Origin of the sequence: Allobosea sp. CRIB-10 (genome assembly GCF_900112185.1) — a bacterium.
Lineage (GTDB): Bacteria > Pseudomonadota > Alphaproteobacteria > Rhizobiales > Beijerinckiaceae > Allobosea.
The window spans coordinates 39,625-55,800 of sequence record NZ_FOKP01000004.1; the positions used below are offsets into that span (position 1 = coordinate 39,625).

Consider the following 16,176-nt stretch of genomic DNA (forward strand, 5'->3'; position numbering starts at 1 on the left):
GTCAGGCGACGCGCAGTTGCTTGTCCTGGTTGTCGCCACCGTCGCGGATCACCGCGGCGAGGTCGAGCAAGGCGACGATCTCGGTGTCGAGCAGGACGAGGCCTTCGATCAGCCCGTGCTCGTCGCGCTCGAGGTCCGGCGCCGGGCGGACCGCGCTGACGGGCACGTCGACGATGTCCGAAACCGAGTCGACCAGCAGGCCGGCGGTCTTGTCCTCGACGTCGACGACGACGATCACATGGGTCGCGGTCGCCTCGGTGGAGCCCAGCCCGATCGCGGTGCGCAGATCGTAGACCGCCAGGATCACGCCGCGCAGGTTGAGCACGCCGCGGACATGCGGGGCCGCGTGCGGCAGCGGCGTCGTCGCCTGCCAGCCCTTGATCTCGCGGACCATGCCGACATCGATGCCGAAGGTGCGGTCGCCGACCCGGAAGGTGACGATCCGACGCGCCGCGGACTCAGGCTGCGCCGAGGTGAAGTGCTTTTCGCTGAGCTGCAGGGACATGGTTCATCCAGCCAGTTTGAGTTCGGGAGCGGGTTGGCGGGTACCCGAAGCCGCCACGCGCAGCATCGAGTCGACGTCGAGGATCAGCGCGACCAGGCCGTCGCCGAGAATCGTCGCAGCCGAGGCGCCGGCGACAGCGCCATAGTTCGACTCGAGGCTCTTCACGACGACCTGCTGCTGGCCGACGATCTCGTCGACCGCAATGCCGACATTGCCGCCGCGCTCGGTCTCCGCGATGATGATGATGTTCTCGTCGCGCGTCCCAGCCGAGCCCATCACGGCCCCGAGCCGGTGCAGCGGCGTGATCTCGCCGCGCCAGCGCAGCACTTCCTGGCCGAAGGTCAGGTGCTCGATCGGCGTGTTGGCGAGATGCTGTGTCTCGATCACGCTGGCGATCGGGATCACGTAGCGGTCGTCGCCGCAGCGGATCACCATGCCCTCGAGCACGGCGAGCGTCAGCGGCAAAGCGAGCGTGAACTTGCAGCCGCGGCCGGGCTCGGAATCGACGCTGATGCGCCCACCGAGCGATTCGACATTGCGGCGCACCACGTCCATGCCGACGCCGCGGCCGGAGATGTCGCTGACCGCGTCCGCCGTCGACAGGCCGGCGGCGAAGATCAGCTGGTCGATCTCCTCCGGCGCGAGCTTCTCGTCGGCGCCGACCAGCCCGCGGGATCTCGCCTTGGCGAGCAGCCTGTCGCGACCGATGCCGCGCCCGTCATCTGTCACGCTGATGACGATGCGGCCGGCCCGGTGCTCGGCGATCAGCTTGATCGTGCCTTCCGGGTTCTTGCCGGCGGCGATGCGCTCCTCCGGCGTCTCGACGCCGTGATCCATCGAGTTGCGGATCATGTGGGTGAGCGGATCGGCCAGCTCCTCGATGATCGTCTTGTCGACCTCGGTATTCTCGCCTTCGAGGACGAGCTTCACTTCCTTGCCGAGCGTCTGGGCGAGCTCGCGCACCAGGCGCGGCATGCGCTGGAACACCGCCTTTACCGGCTGGGCCCGCACCGCCATGACATGGTCCTGCAATTCGCGCGTCTGGCGCGACAGGGTCAGGATCCCCTCGGCGGTCTTGGCGTAGACGTCGTAGGGCAGCGAGCGCACGCACTCGACCAGCATGGACTGGGTGATGACGATCTCGCCGACCAGGTTCATCAGCCGGTCGATACGGTCGAGATCGACGCGGACGCTGACCGCCTGGCGCTGGCGCGCGGCGGCCTCGTTGGCGACGGGCCGCGCAGCCGCACGCGCCGCCGCCGGAGCAGCCGGGACCGCGGGCGCGGCAGCGGCCGGGGCGGCCGCAGGCGCAGCGGCGGGCTGGATATCGGGCTGCGGCGCAGCCTCAGTTGCCGGCCCGAGCCGGGCAAGGATCGCCGACAGGTCGGCGGCGACAGTCTGCGGCACCTCCGGAACAGCGGCAGGAGCCGCCTCGGCAACAAGCTCAAGCTCGGCTTCCGGCAGGACCTCGACCTCGAACTCCTCATTGGCGAGGGTGAAGTCGAATTTCGAGACGATCTCGTCGGCCGAGAGCTCGGTGCGCATCATCACCGTGAAGCGCATATGGCAGTCGGTGACGTCGAGCGTCTCGAGCGGTGGCACATGGCTGAGATCGCAAGCGACCGAGACGATCTCGTCGGCGGGCAGGATACCGATCGCGACGCGTGGCTCGATCACCCGGCGGAACAGGTCGGCTTCCGGCGTGATCTTGATGCAGACGTCGTGACCGGGCTTGCGGATCGGAGCAGCCGCTGCGACGCCGGGCGCGTCATCGTCCCAGCCGTCATTGGCCGCGGCCGGCGCTGCGGGAGCGAGCGCGCCCATCTTGGCGTCGACCATGGCGAGCAGGTTGCCGAGCGCGGCGATGCCGGGCGGTCCGTCGGAGGCCGGCGCGGCGGCAGCCACCGGCGGCGCGACTGGAGCAGCCGGAGCCGCGGGTGCAACGGGCTTGGCCTGGCCGACCTGTTCGAGCGCAGCGAGAAGGTCCGGGCGAACCGGCGCAGCCTCGTCGTTGCGGGCCGCAGCGACCAGGTCGGCGACGGCGTCCGAGCAGCGCAGGAACAGGGTGAAGGGCGCATCCTCGAGCGCGACCCGGCCGGAGCGCAGATGGTCGAGCGCCGCCTCGAAGACATGGGCGAAGCCGACGAGCTCGGTGCAGCCGAAGGCGCCGGCGCCACCCTTGATCGAGTGGATGGCGCGGAAGGCCGCATTGACGTCCTCGGAATCGGTCGAGCCCTCGTCGAGCGCCTGGAGCTTCTGCTCCAGCGCGCCGAGGAGTTCCTCGCACTCCTGGAAGAAGGTTTGCTTGAGTTCCGCCAGGGGATCCATGGACGCCTCAGTTCTGGTAGCGCGCGACGAGGCCGAGCAGGGTGTTGGGCTCGAACGGCTTGACCATCCAGGCGCTGGCGCCGGCGCGGCGGCCTTCCGCCTTGATCTCGGCGCCGTTCTCGGTGGTCAGCACGATGATCGGCGTGTTCTGCCCGGCCGGGCGGGCCCGGCAGGCGCGCGTGAACTCGATGCCGTCCATGATCGGCATGTTGAGGTCTGTGATGACGAGATCGGGCTTGAACTGGTCGAAGCGCGTCAGCCCCTCTTCGCCGTTCTCCGCCTCGGCCACTTCGTGCCCGGCGTTGCGCAGCGTCATGCTGAGCAGGCTGAGCAGCGTCTTGGTATCGTCGATCGCGAGGATCTTCATCGCGGGATCACTCCAGAACGAGGGCGCTTTGCGCCGGGTCGAACCCGATCGCTTGAAAGGACTGGCGGCACTCGTCCGAGACCGCCTTGAGGGTGACGCTGAGCCCGCGCGCCTTGGCGCTGGTGGCAGCCGCGTGCATAAGCTGGATCCACAGGCTCGGGAACGGCCCGGCCTCCGCGCACTCGACCGCGATGCTTTCCTTCTGCTCCAGCGCGACGAGCAGCTGATTGCGGAAAGCCGCGGCCTCTGACCGGCCGAGGAAAGGCGGAAGTGAGACGGTGATGACCACGGCGGCGCGCCCTGTGTTTGTTGACTGGGAAGCATCCCGGGGATTGGTAAAAATTTCGCTAACCACGCGGTCCACCGGCAAGGATTGTGGCCGTTCCGCGGCACCATTCTTCGCTTTAGAACAGGTTGTTGCTGATCGCGCGCGGCACGAGCGAGATGCTGCCGTTCACTTCCTTGTACTTGCGTGGGATGTTGATGATCCCCGACAGGTGCAGCCAGAGATTGTTCGGCGAGATCGGCTTGACGATGATCTCGTGCGCGCCGAGCTTGGCGGCCTGCACCACCGCGCGCCGATCCGGCTTTTCCATCATCACCAGCACCGGCGCCTTGGCGAAGGGCGAGGTCTTGAACGAGCGGATCGCGGCCAGGCATTTGACGCTGTCGCCATCCGGGAGATCCCAATCGAGCATGACGATGTTCGGCTGCTTCTGGATGAAGGTCGTCGCCGCCGTGGCGAGATCGGCCGCCTCGAACACGCGCTGCAGCTGCGCCTGGTAGAGCATGGTGCGAATGATGCGCCGATAGTGCGGGCTGGGGTCGATCAGCAGCACCGAGAGATTGGGGAAGGATGGCGCGATATGCATGTCCGCAACTCGATACTCAACTGAACTCTGGACGCGACGGCTTCAGCCCCTCCGGCCCTCAGACGCTGAGTCCGAACCGGACGCCGCCCCAGTGCCGGCCCCTGACGAAGATCGGTGCCGACAGATCCTCCATCACCAGAAAATTTCCGCCGCCCATGTCGCGCCGATAGGTCTGCAGCAGGAACGGCTTCTGGTTGCGCGCCGCGGCGAGGCCGGTGCGATCGTTGAAGATGCGCCGGTTGCGGCAATTGGCGTTGTTCCAGACCGGGTCCGGCCCTTGCGGCTGCGAATATTTGCGGTTGTGCGTCGGCAGGTAGCCGTTGCGGTCGACCGCTGCGCAGAAGACGATGCGCTTGTTCGCCGTGAGCATCTTCTCCTGCACCGATGGCAGGAGCCGGTCGGTCAGCTCGGTGAAGCGGCTCGTGAACTGCTGGGGATCGCTGCCCGGGATCGGCCGATAGGCCTCGTCGAACAATTCGGCCTGACCGATCTCGCCCTTCGCCAGCGCCCGCTCGAACAGCTCCGCCATCGTGGCAGCCGCCTCGGCCGCGAGCTCGATCATGTCGGATTGCGGCGTCCGCACGCCCGAGCCTGCGATCGCGCCGAGGATCGCCTCGCTGGTCGAGACCAGGGAGGCCCCGCGCCGTGCCGCGACCTCGAGATTGCGGGCCGATTGGTCGACGCCGTTGACCAGCCCCTTCAGCTCGCCCCCGACCTGCGCGAAGGCGACGGCATTCTCGCGCGCCGGCGCCGAGATTGAGTCGATTTCGCCGATCAGGCCGACGACCGAACGGCCGAAATGGTCGAGCTCGCCGATCTGCTGGGAAATGCCCTGGCTCTCCTCGCTGGCGCGGCGCGCCGCCTGCGCGTTCGCCTCGCTCTGCTTCGCCAGCTGGTCGACGGTTGCGACCAGAGCGTCGAGCTGCTTGGCACTGGCAGCGGTCGCGTCGCGCGTCTGTTCGGCGAGCTGCTTCACGGCCGCGGCGATGACGGCAAAGCCGCGCCCGGCGGCGCCGCTGCGCGCAGCCTCGACGCCGGCATTGATCGAGAGCAGCTGGATTTCGCGCGTGATCGTCTGGATCGCCTCGCTGGCCTCGCGCGCCTTGTGGGCGCGCCCGACGGCCTCGTTCAGGGCCTGCGAGATCGATTGCGCCCCGTCGGACAATTCGGCGATGTCGCTCTGTGCCGCATTCAGCCCCTGCCGGACCGCGCCGGTAACGCGCTCCAGCCCGCTCTTGACCACGGACGCTGCTTCCTGCGCCGTGTCGGCCGCCTGCTGGATCGCCTGGTTGGAGCGCGAGACCTGCTCGACCGAGCTGACGACGCGGTGCAAACCGTCGGTCTGCCGATCGAGCTCGGCATTGACGTCGCCGATGCGGCCGGACATGTCGGTGATCTCGGCGCTGAGCTTGCCGAAGCGCTCGGCGATCTCGCGGACGGCATGGGCCGCCGCCTCTGCGCCCGGCGCATCCTCATTGGCGGGATCAGGCAGCTTCAGGGCCTGGGCGTGCATCGCTCGGCGCTTCCATCTTGGAGTTCTGCCAGCGGAAGTTAAACGAACGCAGTAAAGCCGCGGTTAATGCCGCGGCAGCCCGGGTGATCGGCGGCAGTTCTTTGGTATAATCCGGCGTACAACTAGGGCTTGCTGCAATCGTAAAGCGCCCTCTCGTTAACCTCTGCGCGTGCCGCTTCCAGTTCCCACGACGCTGCATCCGATTTACCCTCCTCCCGTCACGTCATCCCATGGACGCCGCTTGAACAGCCGACAGCTCGAAACCTTCGCCGCGGTGATGAAGGCCGGCACGATCTCGCGCGCCGCCGAGTTGCTCGGCGTCACCCAGCCCGGCGTCAGCCGCGCTATCGCCGAGCTGGAGAAATCGCTCGGCTTCCTGCTGTTCGACCGCATCCGCAACCGCATCGTCGCGACGCCCGAGGCCAAGCTGTTCTACGCCCAGGTCCAGGCCTCCTTTCTCGGCATGGACACGCTGCGCGCCACCGCCGCCCGCATCCGCGACCATGGCGCCGGCCAGTTGCGCATCGGCTCGCTCTCGGCGCTCGGCTCTTCGCTGGTGCCGCGGGCGGTGCGCCGCTTCCGCGACCGGCGCCCGGAGATCGCGGTGACGCTGATGGTCCTGCCCTCGCGCGACGTCCGCGACGGCGTCGCGTCGGGCGCCTTCGACATCGGCCTCGCCGCCGACGAGATCGACGTCTCCGGTGTCCTGCATCAGCTCTTCGTCCAGCCGCGCGTGCTCTGCGCCCTGCCGCTCGGCCACCCGCTCGCCGAGAAGGAGCTGATCGGCCCGGCCGACCTGCACGACCTGCCCTTCGTCGCCTATGTGCCCGAGGATCGCGCCCGCCAGCGGCTCGACCGCATCTTCGCGCAGGCCGGCGTCAAGCCGCGCATCGTCGTCGAGACCATCTACGCCGCGACCGTCTGCGCGCTCGTCGCCGAAGGCGTCGGCGTCGGCCTGGTCAGCCCCTATGCGGTCGCCGGCGCCGATCCGACGCGGCTGGTGCTGCGCCCCTTCGAGCCGGAGGTGCAAAGCCGCAGCCTGCTGATCCTGCCGCTCGACCGGCCGAAATCGCAATTGGTGCGCGACTTCATCGACTGCCTGATGGAAGTGCGCTGACCATAACGTCCCGGCATCGAGTCATGAGTTCTGGCTGATTGCCGGCGGCGCCTCGCGGAGGGAATCTCCCCTTCGAAGGAGCCCCTTATGCACGACGCGACCCGCACCGTTCACCATCCAGCTGTCAACGAGGAGGGCTATGCCAGCCTGACCGTGCCGACGCACCGCGCCTCGACCATCGTCTACCCCGACGCAGCGAGCTTCTTCGCCCGCAGGCATCGCGGCTTCGATGGCTACACCTACGGCCTGCACGGCACCCCGACGCACCGCACGCTCGAAGCGCAGCTCACCGCGCTGCATGGCGGCGTGCGCACCGTGCTCGTCCCCTCCGGCCAGGCGGCGGTCACCATCGTCCTGCTCTCGGTGCTGCTGCCGGGCGACAAGGTGCTGATCCCGGATCAGGTCTACCAGCCGGTGCGCAGCTTCTGCGAGGAGTACCTGAAGCCGCGCGGCATCGACTATGGCGTCTATGATCCTATGATCGGGGCCAGCATCTCCGGTCTGATCGACGACACGGTCAAGCTGGTCTGGGTCGAGTCGCCGGGCTCCAACACGATGGAGGTCCAGGATATCCCCGCCATCGTGAAAGCGGCAAAGGCCAAGGGCGTGCTCGTCGGCTGCGACAACACCTGGGCGACGCCGCTGATTTTCAAGCCGCTGGCCCATGGCGTCGATTTCGCTTGCGAGGCGCTGACCAAATATGTCGGCGGCCATTCCGACCTGCTGCTCGGCTCGATCACCGTCGCCGATCTCGGCCTGCGCGAGATGCTGAAGGTGACGCTGCGCGGCCTGGGCGTCGGCGTCTCGCCCGACGAAGTCCAGCTCGCTCTGCGCGGCCTCGAAACCCTCGCGCTGCGCCTTGCCCATATGGGCACGGTCTCCGAGGATTTTGCCCGGCGCCTGACCCGTTCGCCCGCGGTCGAGACCGTGCTGCATCCGGCCCTGCCCTCCTGCCCCGGCCATGAATTCTGGAAGCGCGACATGGGCCGCTCGTCAGGCGTGTTCAGCGTGGTCCTGAAGCCAGTGCCGCATGCTCAGCTGGAACAGGCGCTCTCTGCGCTCGAGGTCTTCGCCATCGGCGCCTCCTGGGGCGGCACGCGCAGCCTGATCGCGCCGCTGGCGCCGGAGGGCGAGCGCACCGTCGTGCCCTGGCCGCATCAGGGTCCGTCGCTGCGCATCAGCATCGGCCTCGAGGACCAGGACGACCTCTGGAACGATCTCGACGCCTTGCTGATCGCGCTCGAACAGCCGGCGGCCGCCAAGGTCGCCTGAGACGGAAGACCCGGAATGACGAACGCGGCGGAGCAGGCCTCCGCCGCGGCGGGAGAGCTTTGCCTGAAAACAACAACAGGGGATCAACGATGAAACGGACCTTGCTTCGCCTGACTGCTGCACTCGCGCTCGCCGCCGGCTTCGCAGCGCCCGCCGATGCCAATACGCTCAAGATGATCCGCGACCGCGGCAAGATCATCTGCGGCACCAGCCCCGGAGTCGCCGGCTTCTCGACCCAGGATGCCAATGGCCGCTGGGAAGGCTTCGACATCGACATTTGCCGCGCACTCGCCGCGATCATCTTCAACGACACCGAGAAGGCCGGCTTCGTCCCGCTCACCTCGAAGGACAGGCTGATCGCTCTGCAGGCCGGCGAGATCGACGTCTTGCCGCGCACCACGACCTGGACCTTGTCGCGCAATGCCGGCCAGGGCGTCACCTTCACCACCGTCAACTATTATGACGGCCAGGGCTTCATGGTCTCGAAGAAACTCGGCGTTTCCTCGGCGGCCCAGCTCGGCGGCGCCTCGGTCTGCGTCGCGCAGGGCACGACCAGCGAGCTCAACCTCGCCGACTACTTCCGCAAGCTAGGCAAGAAATACGAGGCCGCCGCCTTCGGCACTTCGGAGGAAGCGCTGAAAGCCTATGAATCCGGCCGCTGCGACGCCTACACCACCGACATCTCGGCGCTCTCGGCCGTCCGGCTGAAGCTTCAGGACCTCGACAGTCACGTCATCCTGCCGGAGGTGGTCTCGAAGGAGCCGCTCGGCCCCTGGGTCCGCACCGGCGACGAGAGCTGGTTCAACCTGGTGCGCTGGACCGTGCTTGCCCTGATCAACGCCGAGGAACTCGGCATCACCAAGGCCAACGTCAAGGAGATGCTGAAATCCTCCAATCCCGAGGTGAAGCGCTTCCTCGGCCTCGACGGCAAGATGGGCGAGGCGATGGGCGTCAGCAACGACTGGGTCGTGCGCATCATCTCGGCCGTCGGCAATTACGGCGAGAGCTTCGAGCAGCATCTCGGCGAGAGCTCGCGCCTGAAGCTGTCGCGTGGCCCGAACGAGCTCTGGAACAAGGGTGGCATCCAGTACAGCCCGCCCTTCCGGTAGGCAGCGAGCGGGCGTGATGGAACTGCCGGGCGTTCCGGCGGTTCCTAACTCCGTTGCCTCACCAAGGAGTACCGCCCGTGCCTGCCATCAAATCCCTCTTCGCCGGCGCCGCTGCGCTTGCTTTCGTCACCGGCACGGCCGTCGCCCAGCCGCGAACGCTGGGTCCGCAGACCGGTACGATCAAGATCGAGCAGATCTCGGTGGCCTTCATCGCCTCCGGCGAACTCGGCGGCGGCACCTTCACCTATCGCGGCCGCTCCTATCCGATCTCGGTCGGCGGCCTCGGCATCGGCGGCATCGGCGCCTCGCGCGTCCTCGCCAGCGGGCGCGTCTACGGCCTGACGACCCGCAACGACCTCGCCGGTCCTTATGTCCAGCTCAAGGAAGGCTGGGCCGTCGGCCGCGCCGGCCAGGGTCGCGTCTGGCTCAAGAACGACAAGGGCGTGACGATCAGCCTCGACACCCGCCGCCAGGGCCTGCAGGCGACGATCGGCGCCGACGGCGTGGTGATCGCGTTCAAGTAGCGCGCAAGACCGCTATCGGCTTTCGGCATCGAGCCTAGCGTATTCCCGTCCGAGGAAGTCGAGCAAGGTCCTGACCGAGGGCAGCAGGCCGCGTCGCGACGGGAACACGGCATGGATGATGCCGGCGCGCGGTGCCCAGTCAGGCAGGACCTCGACCAGCCGCCCGGCTCTGATGTCGTCGATCACCACCATGGTCGGCATCTGAACGATGCCGACGCCCTGCAGTGCGGCATGGCGCAGCGCCACCATGTCTTCGGTGACGAAGCGCGGTTGATGGCGGATGTTCGCCTCGGCGCCACCGGGCCCTTTGAGCTGCCAGTCATGGCTCTGATGCGGGCCGCCCCATGACAGGCTCGGCAGCGCCCCCACATCGGCGGGAACCAGCGGCCTGTCGATCCCCGCCAGCAAGGGCGGCGCCACCACCAGCCGCTGCGTGCTCTCGGCCAGCACCTTCATCACCAGCTCATTCTCCTCCAGCGGCGGGAAACGCACCCTGATCGCGATGTCAAAGCCCTCGCGGATCACGTCGACGCGCCGGTTGGTGCTCTCCAATTGCACCTCGACCTTCGGATGCGCCGCGAGGAAGCGGGCGATCATCGGCCCGACCTGGAAATAGAGCACCGCCGAGGGGCAGGCGACACGCACCACGCCCTGCGGCGCCGCCCTGACCCGGTCGATCGCCTCCTGCGCCGCCTCCGCCTCGACCAGCATGGCGAGGCAGTGCCGGTGGTACTCACGGCCGATCTCGGTGACGGCGAAGCGCCGTGTCGAGCGCTGCACCAGCCTGACCCCGAGCCGGTCCTCCAGCAATGCGAGCCGCCGGCTCAGGCGCGAGCGCGGCATGCCCATGGCGCGGGCGGCCGCCGCGAAGCCTTGATGCTCCACCACCTGGGCGAAGAAATAGAGATCGTTCAGATCCTGCATCGCATCACCATTGTCCTATCAGTAGGACAGAGTGACTGGATTATGCCGGCTACCGCACTCGCTGTCCCGCTCATAATCTCCTTGGCAACACGGCGTCGCACCGGCGCAGCCGAGGAGACAAGGCCATGCGACAGGTTCGCGGCATCTACGGCAGCCCCGCCGCCAATTGGGTCGGCGACGGATTTCCCGTCCGCTCGATGTTCTCGCACGCCGCCCAAGGCGAGCATGTCAGTCCCTTCCTGCTGCTCGACCATGCCGGCCCCGCCGAGTTCGCCCCGGCGCAGAAGCCGCGCGGCGTCGGCGTCCATCCGCATCGCGGCTTCGAGACCGTCACCATCGTCTATCAGGGCGAGGTCGAGCACCGCGATTCCACCGGCCAGGGCGGCCTGATCGGGCCCGGCGATGTGCAGTGGATGACCGCCGCCTCCGGCATCCTGCACGAGGAATTCCACTCGCAGGCCTTCACCCGCTCGGGCGGCACGCTCGACATGGTGCAGCTCTGGGTCAACCTGCCGGCCAGGGACAAGAGCGCCGCGCCCGGCTACCAGACCCTGCTCGACAAGGACATTCCCGCAGTCGCGCTGGATGGAGGCGCCGGCACGCTGCGCGTCATCGCCGGCGATTATCAGGGCCATGCCGGCCCGGCCCGGACCTTCACCCCGATCGACATCTGGGACCTCCGTCTGAAGCGCGACGGGCAGGTGTCGCTCGCTCTGCCGGAAGGGCACACGCTCGGCCTTGTCGTCCTGCGCGGCAATGTTCTGATCAACGGCGCCGACAAGGCCCGCGAGGCGCAGTTCGTGCTGTTCGACCGCGCCGGCGGCGAGATCGCGATCGAAGCGGAGACCGACGCCAGCGTGCTCGTCCTCAGCGGCGAGCCGATCGACGAGCCGGTCGCCATGCACGGCCCCTTCGTCATGAACACCCGCGAGGAGATCCGCCAGGCCATGGCCGATTTCCAGAGCGGCCGCTTCGGCAAGATTCCGACCAAAGAGATCCCGGCCTGAGCGCCGGCACCGGCGCCGTCCGCCGCCGCAATGCCGGACGCATCTCTGACAGGAGAAAGACCATGACCAAGCCCTATACCCGCCTCGACAAGGACAAGGCCGCCGTCCTGCTGGTCGACCACCAGACCGGCCTGCTCTCGCTCGTCCGCGACATCGACCCGGACAAGTTCAAGAACAACGTGCTGGCGCTGGCCGACCTCGCCAAATACTTCAAGCTGCCGACGATCCTGACGACCAGCTTCGAGGATGGCCCGAACGGCCCGCTCGTGCCCGAGCTGAAGCAGACCTTCCCGGATGCGCCGTTCATCCCGCGCCCCGGCCAGATCAATGCCTGGGACAATGAGGACTTCGTCAAGGCGGTGAAGGCGACCGGGCGCAAGCAGCTCCTCATCGCCGGCGTCGTCACCGAGGTCTGCGTCGCCTTCCCGGCGCTGGCCGCGATCGAGGCCGGTTTCGAGGTCTTCGTCGTCACCGACGCCTCCGGCACCTTCAACGAGATCACCCGCCATTCCGCCTGGCAGCGCATGTCGGATGCCGGCGCCCAGCTGATGACCTGGTTCGGCGTCGCCTGCGAACTGCATCGCGACTGGCGCAACGATGTCGAGGGCCTGGGCGCGCTCTTCTCGAACCACATCCCCGACTACCGCAACCTGATCACCAGCTACAGCACCGTCTCGGCGAAGAAGGCCTGATCGGCGTGGAGCGCGGCGCAAACGACGCCTGCGCTCCAGCTTCTCCTTCACGCGAACACCAGGGAGACCTCTTATGACGACCCCCGCCAATTTCAACGGCCAGCGCCCGGTCATCGACCCCAGCGACGCGGTCATGCTGCTGATCGACCACCAGAGCGGCCTGTTCCAAACCGTCGCCGACATGCCGATGCCGGTGTTGCGCAATCATGCGGCCGCCCTCGCCCGCATGGCGAGCCTCAGCAAGATGCCGGTGATCACCACGGCCTCGGTGCCGCAGGGCCCGAACGGCCCGCTGATCCCCGAGATCCACGAGAATGCGCCCCACGCGAAATACGTGGCGCGCCGGGGCGAGATCAACGCCTGGGACAATCCCGACTTCGTCGCGGCGGTGAAGGCGACCGGCCGCAAGACCCTGATCATCGCCGGCACCATCACCTCGGTCTGCATGGCCTTCCCCGCGATCGCCGCCGCCCATGACGGCTACAAGGTCTTCGCCGTGGTCGATGCGTCGGGCACCTATTCGAAGATGGCGCAGGAGATCACCCTCGCCCGGGTGGTCCAGGCCGGCGTCGTGCCGATGGACACCGCCGCCGTCGCCTCCGAGCTGCAGAAGACCTGGCATCGCGACGACGCCCAGGAGTGGGCAGAGGTCTATACGAAGATCTTCCCGCCCTATCAGCTCCTGATCGAAAGCTACATGAAGGCGCAGCAGGTCCAGAAGGACCATGAGCAGCTCGACTCGCAGCGCGGCTGACCTGCCACGCTCGTGAGTGGACACTGCGCTGCTCCCCGTACGATCCTTGCCGCCGGAGCCACGCGCTCCGACGGCTCGCCCCCCGAAAGAGGATGTTTGCGATGACGAAGGTCCTGGTTCTCTACTATTCCAGCTATGGCCATATCGAGACGATGGCGCAGGCCGTCGCCGAGGGCGCGCGCGAGGGCGGCGCCGAGGTGGTGATCAAGCGCGTGCCCGAGCTCGTGCCCGAGGAGGTCGCCCGCAAATCCGGCTTCAAGCTCGATCAGGCGGCCCCGATCGCCACGGTCGACGAATTGCCCGACTACGACGCGATCATCCTCGGCGTGCCCACCCGCTTCGGCAACATGCCGGCGCAGATGAAGAACTTCCTCGACCAGACCGGCGGCCTCTGGTTCCAGGGCAAGCTGATCGGCAAGGTCGGGAGCGTCTTCACCTCGACCGCGACCCAGCATGGCGGCCAGGAAAGCACGATCCTCTCGACCCACACCGTGCTGCTCCATCAGGGCATGGTCATCGTCGGCCTGCCCTATAGCTTCCAGGGCCAGATGTCGCTGAGCGAGATCACCGGCGGCTCGCCCTATGGCGCCAGCACCATCGCCGCCGGCGACGGCTCGCGCCAGCCCTCCGAAAACGAGCTCGCCGGCGCGCGCTATCAGGGCAAGCATGTCGCCGGCATCGCGGCCAAGCTGGCCGGCTGAGGTCACCCGGCCCCGTGGTCCGGCAGCGATGCCGGACCAGCTTGCTTTGAATCGCGTTGCTGCCTCAGACTGCCGGTGTGCCGGCTTCCGTAGCCGCGGTAGCGGCAGCCAGCAAGGATTGCCCAATGGATACCGGCATCGTCGACCGCCCCGACCAGAACCGCTTCGAGCTCGACATCGATGGCGAGCTCGCCCTCGCCTATTACAAGCTCGACGGCGACCGCATCGTGCTGACCCATACGGAGGTGCCGCAGGCCTTGTCCGGCCAGGGCATCGGCTCGCGGCTGGCCAAGGGCGTCTTCGAGCAGATCCGGGCGTCGGGCCGCAAGGTCGTGCCACGCTGCTCCTTCATGGCCGGCTGGGTCAGCCGGCACAAGGAGTATGACGACCTCGTCGTAGGCTGAGTCAGCGCTACTTCACAGCGTCCGGCCGTGCCGTGGTCGCCTCCGCGATCGGCCCGGCACTCTTGGTCGCCAGCGGCCGGTCGCGCTGCGGCCACTGCAGCGCCAGCACCGCCGCGGCCAGCCCGATCCCGAGCAGGTCGGTCAGCCAGTCCGGCTTCACCAGGCAGAAGGCGGTCGCCACGAGGAGCGCGCGCTCCCACATGGCGCAGCGTCGCAGCAGATAGCCGTGCAGCCCCGCCGCGAGCAGGCCGATGCCGACGCAGGAGCAGAGGAAGCGCCAGATGATCGTCGGCCAGTCGCCGATCATCAGCAGCGCCGGCTCGTAGACGAACATGAACGGCACGATGAAGCCGGCCGCGCCGATCTTCACCGCCGCCCAGCCGCTGCTCCAGAGATCGGCCTTGGCCAGCCCTGCCGCGGCATAGACCGCGAGCGCGACCGGCGGCGTGATCGCCGACAGGATGGCGAAGTAGAAGGCGAACATGTGCGCAGCCGGCATCATCACGCCGAGCTTGATCAGCGCCGGCACCAGCAGCGACGTCATCACGATATAGGCCGGGGTGGTCGGCATGCCCATGCCGAGCACGATGCCGGCGACCGCGGTCAGCAACAGCGCCAGCAGCAGATAGTTCTGCGACAGGCCGATCACCGCCTGCGTGAAGACGATGCCGGCCCCGGTCAGCGCCACCACGCCGATCACGATGCCGGCGCAGGCGCAGGCGAGCGCCACCGCGAGCGCATTGCGGGCGCCGTCGATCATCGCGTCGATGATGATCGGGATGCGGACATTGCCGCGGGTCGAGGCGCGCAGCGCCGCGACCGGAAAGCAGAGCAGCGTCCCCGCCAGCGCGGCGAGCGGCGCGCTGTAGCCGGAATAGAGCACGGCGAGGATGGTCGCCACCGGCAGGAAGAGATGGCCGCGCTCGCGCAGCGTCGTCCCGAGCCTCGGCAGTTCGCTGCGCGGCACGCCCATGATGCCGTGGCGCTTGGCCTCGAAATGCACGGCGGCGAAGCAGGCGACGTAATAGAGGACCGCCGGGATCAGCGCCCAGATCACCACCTGGCCGTAGGACACCGACAGGAACTCGGCCATGACGAAGGCGGCCGCCCCCATGATCGGCGGCATGATCTGGCCGCCCGTCGAGGCGACCGCCTCGACGCCGGCGGCGAAATGCGCCTTGAAGCCGGTCCGCTTCATCAGCGGGATCGAGATCGGCCCGTCGACCATGACATTGGCGACGGCGCTGCCCGAGATCGTGCCGAACAGGCTCGACGACACCACCGAGACCTTGCCCGGCCCGCCGGCCGTATGCCCGGTCAGCGACAGCGCGAAATCCATGAAGAGCTGGCCGGTGCCGGTCCGCTCCATGAAGGAGCCGAACAGCACGAAGATCATCACATAAGCGGCGGAGACGCCGAGCGGCGCGCCGAAGACGCCTTCCGTGGTCATGAACAGCTGGTCGAGCAAACGCATCGGCTCGACCCTGGCGACGAAGAGCCCATAGGCCAGGAAGACGATCGCGGTCAGCGGCAGCGCCCAGCCGATCAGCCGGCGCGTCGCCTCGAGCAGCAGCACGATGAGGATGACCGCCATCGCCATGTCGACCGGCGTCATGTCGTCGACATAGTAGATGCGGTTGACGATGTAGTCGTAGTTCCAGAACAGATAGGTGATCGGCGCCATCGCCAGCGCGAGCAGGCCGTAGTCGAGCAGCGAGGGCGCCGCATCGCTCCCGGCCCGCCGGTAGATCAGGAAGGTCAGCGTCAGCGCGAAGAGCAGATGCGTGCCGCGGAAGATGATCGCTTCCGGCGTGCCCTGCCCGCCGAGCGCCGGCGGCAGGATCACCCACATATGGTAGAGCGCCATCGCGACCGCGATCGCGGCCGTGACGAGCCGGATCACCCCGGCATGGCTGAAATCGAACCTGAATTCGGGCTTGGGAACGCTGATATCCACTGGCATGTCCCGGCTCTGGAACCGATCCGCGCACGGCGTGCGCGCCCGCACGGGGCGCGTTGGATCGGTGGCTTTAGGAGCGCGCGCCGGAGGCTCCGGCGCGCCGGGTCAGTCGGTTCGGTGAAGGAGC

17 protein-coding genes are annotated in these 16,176 nt (G+C 67.8%); 9 read left to right on the plus strand and 8 right to left on the minus strand.

Annotated features, from left to right (window positions below; all coding sequences use genetic code 11):
- Position 1: 1 nt before the first annotated feature.
- The 6 genes from BMZ69_RS07155 to BMZ69_RS07180 form a co-directional block, all read right to left on the minus strand.
- The gene (locus BMZ69_RS07155) at positions 2-505 is read right to left on the minus strand and encodes a chemotaxis protein CheW (protein WP_057190852.1); all 504 of its coding nucleotides are present in this window, start codon (positions 503-505) and stop codon (positions 2-4) included.
- A gap of 3 nt (positions 506-508) precedes the next feature.
- Positions 509-2,833 (minus strand): chemotaxis protein CheA, encoded by a 2,325-nt coding sequence (locus BMZ69_RS07160; RefSeq protein ID WP_092155895.1) that lies wholly within the window; start codon positions 2,831-2,833, stop codon positions 509-511.
- Positions 2,834-2,840: 7 nt separating this feature from the next.
- Positions 2,841-3,200 (minus strand): response regulator, encoded by a 360-nt coding sequence (locus tag BMZ69_RS07165; protein ID WP_092155896.1) that lies wholly within the window; start codon positions 3,198-3,200, stop codon positions 2,841-2,843.
- 7 nt (positions 3,201-3,207) lie between these two features.
- Positions 3,208-3,489 (minus strand): STAS domain-containing protein, encoded by a 282-nt coding sequence (locus BMZ69_RS07170; protein ID WP_175506699.1) that lies wholly within the window; start codon positions 3,487-3,489, stop codon positions 3,208-3,210.
- A gap of 115 nt (positions 3,490-3,604) precedes the next feature.
- The gene (locus BMZ69_RS07175; RefSeq protein ID WP_092155898.1) at positions 3,605-4,072 is read right to left on the minus strand and encodes a response regulator; all 468 of its coding nucleotides are present in this window, start codon (positions 4,070-4,072) and stop codon (positions 3,605-3,607) included.
- 58 nt (positions 4,073-4,130) lie between these two features.
- Positions 4,131-5,585, minus strand: coding sequence for a methyl-accepting chemotaxis protein (locus BMZ69_RS07180; protein ID WP_092155899.1), 1,455 nt, complete (start codon positions 5,583-5,585; stop codon positions 4,131-4,133).
- A 241-nt stretch (positions 5,586-5,826) separates the two neighbouring features.
- Here BMZ69_RS07180 and BMZ69_RS07185 point away from each other — a divergent pair, with 241 nt between their 5' ends.
- The 4 genes from BMZ69_RS07185 (at position 5,827) to BMZ69_RS07200 (ending at position 9,607) form a co-directional block, all read left to right on the plus strand.
- Complete coding sequence (locus BMZ69_RS07185; protein ID WP_092155900.1) at positions 5,827-6,702, plus strand: LysR substrate-binding domain-containing protein; 876 nt, start codon at positions 5,827-5,829, stop codon at positions 6,700-6,702.
- Between the two features lie 87 nt (positions 6,703-6,789).
- Positions 6,790-7,974 carry a cystathionine beta-lyase gene (metC, locus tag BMZ69_RS07190; RefSeq protein ID WP_092155901.1) on the plus strand — a complete coding sequence of 395 codons (1,185 nt, stop codon included), beginning with the start codon at positions 6,790-6,792 and terminating at the stop codon, positions 7,972-7,974.
- Between the two features lie 89 nt (positions 7,975-8,063).
- Positions 8,064-9,083: an amino acid ABC transporter substrate-binding protein gene (locus tag BMZ69_RS07195; protein ID WP_092155902.1), complete on the plus strand. Its 1,020-nt coding sequence runs from the start codon at positions 8,064-8,066 to the stop codon at positions 9,081-9,083.
- Between the two features lie 77 nt (positions 9,084-9,160).
- Complete coding sequence (locus BMZ69_RS07200) at positions 9,161-9,607, plus strand: hypothetical protein (protein WP_092155903.1); 447 nt, start codon at positions 9,161-9,163, stop codon at positions 9,605-9,607.
- A gap of 12 nt (positions 9,608-9,619) precedes the next feature.
- Here the strand turns inward: BMZ69_RS07200 and BMZ69_RS07205 are convergent, their stop codons facing one another.
- Positions 9,620-10,531 carry a LysR family transcriptional regulator gene (locus BMZ69_RS07205; protein ID WP_092155904.1) on the minus strand — a complete coding sequence of 304 codons (912 nt, stop codon included), beginning with the start codon at positions 10,529-10,531 and terminating at the stop codon, positions 9,620-9,622.
- 125 nt (positions 10,532-10,656) lie between these two features.
- Here BMZ69_RS07205 and BMZ69_RS07210 point away from each other — a divergent pair, with 125 nt between their 5' ends.
- The 5 genes from BMZ69_RS07210 (at position 10,657) to BMZ69_RS07230 (ending at position 14,089) form a co-directional block, all read left to right on the plus strand.
- Entirely contained in the window at positions 10,657-11,538 is an 882-nt protein-coding gene (locus BMZ69_RS07210; RefSeq protein WP_092155905.1) for a pirin family protein, read from the plus strand.
- A gap of 62 nt (positions 11,539-11,600) precedes the next feature.
- Positions 11,601-12,230, plus strand: coding sequence for an isochorismate family cysteine hydrolase YcaC (gene ycaC / locus BMZ69_RS07215; protein ID WP_092155906.1), 630 nt, complete (start codon positions 11,601-11,603; stop codon positions 12,228-12,230).
- Between the two features lie 73 nt (positions 12,231-12,303).
- Positions 12,304-12,984, plus strand: a complete 681-nt coding sequence (locus BMZ69_RS07220) for a hydrolase (RefSeq protein WP_092155907.1) — start codon at positions 12,304-12,306, stop codon at positions 12,982-12,984.
- A 101-nt stretch (positions 12,985-13,085) separates the two neighbouring features.
- Positions 13,086-13,685, plus strand: coding sequence for an NAD(P)H:quinone oxidoreductase (gene wrbA, locus BMZ69_RS07225; RefSeq protein WP_092156135.1), 600 nt, complete (start codon positions 13,086-13,088; stop codon positions 13,683-13,685).
- Positions 13,686-13,810: 125 nt separating this feature from the next.
- Positions 13,811-14,089 carry a GNAT family N-acetyltransferase gene (locus BMZ69_RS07230; RefSeq protein WP_092155908.1) on the plus strand — a complete coding sequence of 93 codons (279 nt, stop codon included), beginning with the start codon at positions 13,811-13,813 and terminating at the stop codon, positions 14,087-14,089.
- Positions 14,090-14,096: 7 nt separating this feature from the next.
- On the opposite strand, the gene BMZ69_RS07235 is transcribed toward BMZ69_RS07230, so the two are convergent.
- Positions 14,097-16,052, minus strand: a complete 1,956-nt coding sequence (locus BMZ69_RS07235; RefSeq protein WP_092155909.1) for a TRAP transporter permease — start codon at positions 16,050-16,052, stop codon at positions 14,097-14,099.
- Positions 16,053-16,176: the final 124 nt, after the last annotated feature.

Bases quoted from the DNA above. Each gene is read 5' to 3' on its own strand.
- BMZ69_RS07205 (WP_092155904.1), bottom strand. From the start codon at position 10,531: ATGCAGGATCTGAACGATCTCTATTTCTTCGCCCAGGTGGTGGAGCAT.
- metC (WP_092155901.1), top strand. From the start codon at position 6,790: ATGCACGACGCGACCCGCACCGTTCACCATCCAGCTGTCAACGAGGAG.
- BMZ69_RS07160 (WP_092155895.1), bottom strand. From the start codon at position 2,833: ATGGATCCCCTGGCGGAACTCAAGCAAACCTTCTTCCAGGAGTGCGAG.
- BMZ69_RS07210 (WP_092155905.1), top strand. From the start codon at position 10,657: ATGCGACAGGTTCGCGGCATCTACGGCAGCCCCGCCGCCAATTGGGTC.
- BMZ69_RS07230 (WP_092155908.1), top strand. From the start codon at position 13,811: ATGGATACCGGCATCGTCGACCGCCCCGACCAGAACCGCTTCGAGCTC.
- BMZ69_RS07220 (WP_092155907.1), top strand. From the start codon at position 12,304: ATGACGACCCCCGCCAATTTCAACGGCCAGCGCCCGGTCATCGACCCC.
- ycaC (WP_092155906.1), top strand. From the start codon at position 11,601: ATGACCAAGCCCTATACCCGCCTCGACAAGGACAAGGCCGCCGTCCTG.
- BMZ69_RS07175 (WP_092155898.1), bottom strand. From the start codon at position 4,072: ATGCATATCGCGCCATCCTTCCCCAATCTCTCGGTGCTGCTGATCGAC.
- BMZ69_RS07155 (WP_057190852.1), bottom strand. From the start codon at position 505: ATGTCCCTGCAGCTCAGCGAAAAGCACTTCACCTCGGCGCAGCCTGAG.
- BMZ69_RS07165 (WP_092155896.1), bottom strand. From the start codon at position 3,200: ATGAAGATCCTCGCGATCGACGATACCAAGACGCTGCTCAGCCTGCTC.
- BMZ69_RS07195 (WP_092155902.1), top strand. From the start codon at position 8,064: ATGAAACGGACCTTGCTTCGCCTGACTGCTGCACTCGCGCTCGCCGCC.
- BMZ69_RS07180 (WP_092155899.1), bottom strand. From the start codon at position 5,585: ATGCACGCCCAGGCCCTGAAGCTGCCTGATCCCGCCAATGAGGATGCG.
- wrbA (WP_092156135.1), top strand. From the start codon at position 13,086: ATGACGAAGGTCCTGGTTCTCTACTATTCCAGCTATGGCCATATCGAG.
- BMZ69_RS07235 (WP_092155909.1), bottom strand. From the start codon at position 16,052: ATGCCAGTGGATATCAGCGTTCCCAAGCCCGAATTCAGGTTCGATTTC.